The sequence below is a fragment of the Mycobacterium sp. genome (assembly GCF_036488105.1).
GTDB lineage: Bacteria > Actinomycetota > Actinomycetes > Mycobacteriales > Mycobacteriaceae > Mycobacterium.
Genome location: NZ_DASXHW010000269.1, coordinates 1 through 5,441, shown reverse-complemented (window position 1 = coordinate 5,441; position 5,441 = coordinate 1). Strand labels below are relative to the sequence as shown.

At 67.3% G+C, this 5,441-nt stretch carries 4 protein-coding genes and 1 pseudogene; all 5 read left to right on the top strand.

The genetic code is table 11. The annotated features are described in order from the left end of the window. On the top strand, positions 1-1,747 hold a 1,747-nt coding region (locus VGH54_RS13845; RefSeq protein WP_331512587.1), incomplete at its 5' end, for a class I tRNA ligase family protein. After that, complete coding sequence (gene folC / locus VGH54_RS13840) at positions 1,744-3,174, top strand: bifunctional tetrahydrofolate synthase/dihydrofolate synthase (RefSeq protein ID WP_331512586.1); 1,431 nt, start codon at positions 1,744-1,746, stop codon at positions 3,172-3,174. The genes VGH54_RS13845 and folC, both read left to right, overlap by 4 nt. Continuing rightward, entirely contained in the window at positions 3,171-3,575 is a 405-nt protein-coding gene (locus VGH54_RS13835; RefSeq protein WP_331512585.1) for a DUF4233 domain-containing protein, read from the top strand. The genes folC and VGH54_RS13835 overlap by 4 nt, the downstream gene beginning before the upstream one ends. 45 nt (positions 3,576-3,620) lie before the next feature. Further along, on the top strand, positions 3,621-4,034 hold the full coding sequence (gene ndk / locus VGH54_RS13830) for a nucleoside-diphosphate kinase (RefSeq protein WP_331512584.1): 414 nt from the start codon (positions 3,621-3,623) through the stop codon (positions 4,032-4,034). A 292-nt stretch (positions 4,035-4,326) separates the two neighbouring features. Then, a pseudogene (locus VGH54_RS13825) lies at positions 4,327-5,441 on the top strand (ribonuclease E/G); the annotation flags it as partial.

Sequence of the window (5,441 nt, the reverse complement as noted above, 5' to 3'; positions counted from 1 at the left end):
CGTGCTAGCCGTCATGGACGAGCACGGCGTGATCACCGCGCACGGGCCGTTCGAGGGACTCGACCGGTTCGAGGCCCGCCCGGCGGTCATCGCCGCGCTGCGCGAGGACGGCCGGATCGTCAGGGAGACCCGTCCCTATGTGCACGCGGTCGGGCACTGTTCCCGCTGTTCCACCACGGTCGAGCCGCGGCTGTCACTGCAGTGGTTCGTGAACGTCGCCCCGCTCGCGAAGGCCGCGGGCGACGCGGTCCGCGACGGCCGGGTGCAGATCGAGCCCAAGGAAATGAACGCCCGCTACTTCGCCTGGGTCGACGACATGCACGACTGGTGCATCTCACGTCAGCTGTGGTGGGGCCACCGAATCCCGATCTGGTACGGGCCGGACGGTCAGCAGATCTGCGTGGGTCCGGACGAGACGCCGCCCGACGGGTGGGAGCAGGATCCCGACGTCCTGGACACCTGGTTCTCCTCTGCACTGTGGCCGTTCTCCACCCTGGGCTGGCCCGACAAGACGCCGGAGTTGGAAAAGTTCTATCCGACAAGCGTTCTGGTGACCGGCTATGACATTCTTTTCTTCTGGGTGGCCCGGATGATGATGTTCGGGACCTTCGTCGGCGGTGACGACGCCATCACCCTGGAGGGTGCGCGAGGCCCGCAGGTGCCGTTCACCGACGTCTTTCTGCACGGGTTGATCCGTGACGAGTCCGGCCGAAAGATGAGCAAGTCCAAGGGCAATGTCATCGATCCGCTGGACTGGCTGGAGGTCTACGGCGCGGACGCTTTGCGATTCACGCTTGCTCGAGGCGCTAGCCCCGGCGGCGATCTGAGCGTCGGCGAGGACGATGTCCGGGCGTCGCGCAACTTCGTCACCAAGCTGTTCAACGCTACCCGCTTCGCGTTGATGAACGGTGCCGCGCCGGCGCCGCTGCCGGGTCTCGACGAGCTCACCGATGCCGACCGGTGGATCTTGGGCCGGCTCGAAGAGGTTCGCGCCGAGGTGGATTCGGCGTTCGACGACTACTTGTTCAGCCGGGCGTGTGAATCGCTCTATCACTTCACCTGGGACGAATTCTGCGACTGGTACCTCGAGCTGGCCAAGACGCAGGTTGCCGACGGGCTCTCGCACACCACTGCCGTGCTGGCCGCCGCGCTGGACACACTGCTGCGGTTGCTGCACCCGGTGATCCCGTTCGTCACCGAGACGCTGTGGAAGACCCTGACCGGCGGGGAGTCCGTCGTGATTGCCGAATGGCCGCAAACCTCCGGCGTCGCGCTCAACAGCATTGCCGCGCAACGAATCACCGATATGCAAAAACTGGTGACCGAGATTCGGCGGTTCCGTAGCGATCAGGGTCTGGCCGATCGGCAGAAGGTGTCGGCGCGGCTGTCGGGCATCGACACCGCCGACCTGAGCTCTCAGATCGGCGCGGTTTCCTCGTTGGCATGGCTGATCGAGCCGGGCCCCGGTTTCAGCCCGTCGGCGTCGCTGGAGGTCGGGCTCAAGGGCGGCACGGTCGTCGTCGAACTCGACACCTCGGGCACCATCGACGTGGCCGCCGAGCGTCGCCGCCTGGAGAAGGACCTGGCCGCCGCGCACAAGGAACTCGCCTCGACCACGGCAAAACTGGGTAATGCGGACTTCATGGCCAAGGCCCCGGAAGCTGTCGTCGACAAGCAACGCGAGCGTCAACGCGTGGCGGCCGAGGAAGTCGACCGGATCACGGCCACGCTGGCCGGGCTGCAGTGACATTGGATCCCGACGACGCAGAACTAACCGAGGTGGTTCCTACCCCGGATGAGATCGCGGCACTACTACAGGTCGAGCATTTACTCGACCAGCGTTGGCCGGAAACCAAGATCGAGCCCAGCCTGGCCCGCATCGCGGCGCTGATGGATCTGCTCGGCTCGCCGCAACGCAGCTACCCGTCGATCCACATCGCCGGAACCAACGGAAAAACGTCAGTGGCACGGATGGTCGATGCGCTGCTGACCGCTCTGCAGCGCCGCACCGGACGCACCACCAGCCCGCACCTGCAGTCGGCGGTCGAGCGTATCGCGATCGACGGAAAGCCGATCAGCCCAGCGACATACGTGGCGACCTACGCCGAGCTCGAGCCGTTCGTGCAGATGATTGACCAGCAGTCGCAAGACAGCGGGGGCCCGGCGATGAGCAAATTCGAGGTCCTCACCGCGATGGCATTCGCGGCGTTCGCCGATGCCCCGATCGACGTGGGGGTCATCGAGGTCGGTCTGGGCGGACGTTGGGATGCCACCAATGTGATCGACGCGCCGGTCGCGGTCATCACGCCGATCAGCGTCGACCACGTCGAATACCTCGGCGACGACATCGCCGGCATCGCCGGTGAGAAAGCCGGGATCATTCACAAAGCCGAAGACGGAGCGCCGGACACGGTGGCGGTGATCGGCCGTCAGGTGCCCGAGGCGATGGAGGTCGTCCTGGCGCAGACCGTCCACGCTGATGCCGCAGTCGCGCGCGAAGATTCGGAGTTCGCGGTATTGAGCCGCCAGGTCGCGATCGGCGGACAGCTGCTGGAACTGCAGGGCCTCGGCGGGGTGTACTCGGAAATCTTTCTCCCGCTGCACGGCGAACATCAGGCGCATAACGCCGCCATCGCGCTGGCCGCCGTCGAGGCGTTCTTCGGTGCCGGTGCGCAGCGTCAACTCGACATCGATGCCGTGCGAGCCGGATTCGCCGCCGCGACCAGTCCGGGCCGGTTGGAGCGGATGCGTAGTACGCCAACGGTATTCATCGACGCCGCGCACAATCCGGCGGGCGCCGCGGCCCTGGCCTTGACGCTGGCTGAAGAATTCGATTTCCGATTCCTGGTCGGCGTGGTCAGCGTGATGGGCGATAAGGACGTCGGCGGCATCCTGGCCGCACTCGAGCCGGTATTCGATCGAATCGTGGTCACCCACAACGGATCACCGCGAGCGTTGGACGTGGAGTCGCTGGCGTTGGTCGCCCAGCAGTACTTCGGACCTGATCGCGTGATCACCGCCGAGAGCTTGCGCGACGCCATCGATACCGCCACCGCGCTGGTCGACGATGCCGATGCCGAGCACGTGGCCTTTTCCGGAACGGGCATCGTCATCACCGGTTCGGTGGTCACCGCCGGCGTCGCGCGCTCGTTGTTCGGTCGTGATCCCTCGTGACGACGCCCGCCCAGCCACCCGGAGGCTCGAAACCCGACCCGTGGAAAAGCTTTCGCGGTGTCACGGCCGGCACGCTGATCCTGGAGGCGATCGTGGTGCTGCTGGCGCTGCCGGTGGTCGGCGCGGTCGGGGGCGGGCTGAGTGCGGGCACTTTGACGTACCTGCTGGGATTGGCGGCGGTGCTGATCCTTCTCGCCGGCTTGCAGGGCCGGTCGTGGGCCATCTGGGCCGACCTGGCTGTGCAGATGATACCGATCGCGGGCTTTGCCGTGTACCCGGGCGTGGGTTTCATCGGACTGCTGTTCGCCGCGGTGTGGGCGCTGATCCTGTACGTCCGCTCCGAGGTGCTGCGCCGGGAGCGACTCGGGTTGCTCCCAGGTCAAGACGGGCCACCGGACTGATCCACCGCGCTGGGCCCGCCGGATCGGTTCGGTACGCTGTGCGCCGTGACTGAGCGGACGCTTCTGTTGATCAAGCCCGATGGGGTCGAGCGGCGCCTGGTAGGCGAGATCCTCGGCCGCATCGAGCGCAAAGGCCTGACCTTCGCTGCGCTGGAAATGCGGATCGTCAGCGACAAGCTGGCCCGTCATCACTACGCCGAGCACGATGGCAAGCCGTTCTTCGATTCCCTGGTGGAGTTCATCACGTCATCGCCTCTGGTCGCGGCGATTGTCGAGGGCCCGCGGGCGATCGCGGCAGTCCGGCAACTCGCTGGTGGGACCGACCCGGTGGACAAGGCCACGCCCGGCACCATCCGCGGCGATTTCGGCCTCGAAACGCAGTTCAACCTGGTCCACGGCTCCGATTCGCCGGAGTCGGCAGAGCGCGAGATTGGACTCTGGTTCAGCAAAGCTTGGTAACGGGTCGGCGCACTTGGTCCGACCCGGCACAGCGATATGGGATACTCGTAGTCGGGTGAACGTCGCCGGACCGGCTTCCGACGCCCGAATGAAGACTTCGACAAGGGCGACCACCGCCATCCGCGATGCGGCGCCGACCGTCCAGCCATCATTCAGACCGGCACTGAGTGCGTTCGAGCTGAACCGCTTGGAGCAAGACCATCACAAGCCCGGGAGGAAGTGACCCGGGCCCATAGCGAAGCCCTCGCGTGGCCGCGTCGAAAGGACGCGCCCGGGGGCTTGAGGAGAATACGTGATAGACGGTGGCCCATCCCCAGAGGTTCCAGAAGACTCGTCGCAGCCCGAGGAGCTGCCAGATCGGCTCAGGGTTCACTCCCTGGCCCGGGCGCTGGGGACGACCAGCCGCCAGGTACTCGACGCGCTGACTGAGCTCGACGGCCGGATCCGCAGCGCGCACTCCACCGTGGAACGCGTCGACGCGGTCCGCGTTCGCGACCTGCTGGCCAGCGCGCCCGCGACGGTCACTACGGCGGCCGTCGAGACCGAGGTGAGCGTCGCCGGCGACGCGGATGAACCCGAGTCGCGGACGATGCTGGAAACCGCGACGATCGAGCGGCCCGAGTACATGCCGCTGTTCGTCGCGCCGCAACCGGTTGAGCGACGCCCCGGCTCGGCTGCGGCCGAGGACCCCGCGGATTCCGACGACGACGACGACTTCGACGGCGACAGCGACGGCGACAGCGACAGCGACAGCGACGGCGACGAGCAGGCAGATCGCCCGGCCAACCGGCGGCGGCGCCGTGGGCGTCGCGGGCGGGGCCGTGGCCGCGGCGAGCAGAACGGAGCCGACGGCGGCGAGAACGGCGCCAAACCGGACGCCGCCTCGGGTGACAACGCGGACGACGACGACTCCGACGACGACGCGGACGACTCCGATGCCGACGACAACGGCTCCGGCGACGGCGCCACCAAGCGTCGCCGACGCCGTCGTCGCCGCAAGTCCGGCTCCGGCGACGACTCCGACGAGAGCCCGTCACCGGACGACCCGCCGAACACCGTGGTGCACGAGCGGGCGCCCCGCGCCAAGGACAAGCCCGACTCGAGCAACAACGAGATTCAGGGCATCGACGGCTCGACGCGGCTGGAAGCCAAACGGCAGCGTCGTCGTGATGGTCGCGACGCCGGACGCCGCCGCCCACCGGTCCTGAGCGAGGCCGAGTTCCTGGCCCGCCGCGAGGCAGTCGAGCGGGTGATGGTGGTGCGTGACAAGGTCCGCACCGAACCACCGCATCCCGGCAGCCGCTACACCCAGATCGCCGTGCTCGAGGACGGCATCGTGGTGGAGCACTTCGTCACCAGCGCGGCCTCGGCGTCGCTGGTGGGCAACATCTACCTGGGCATCGTGCA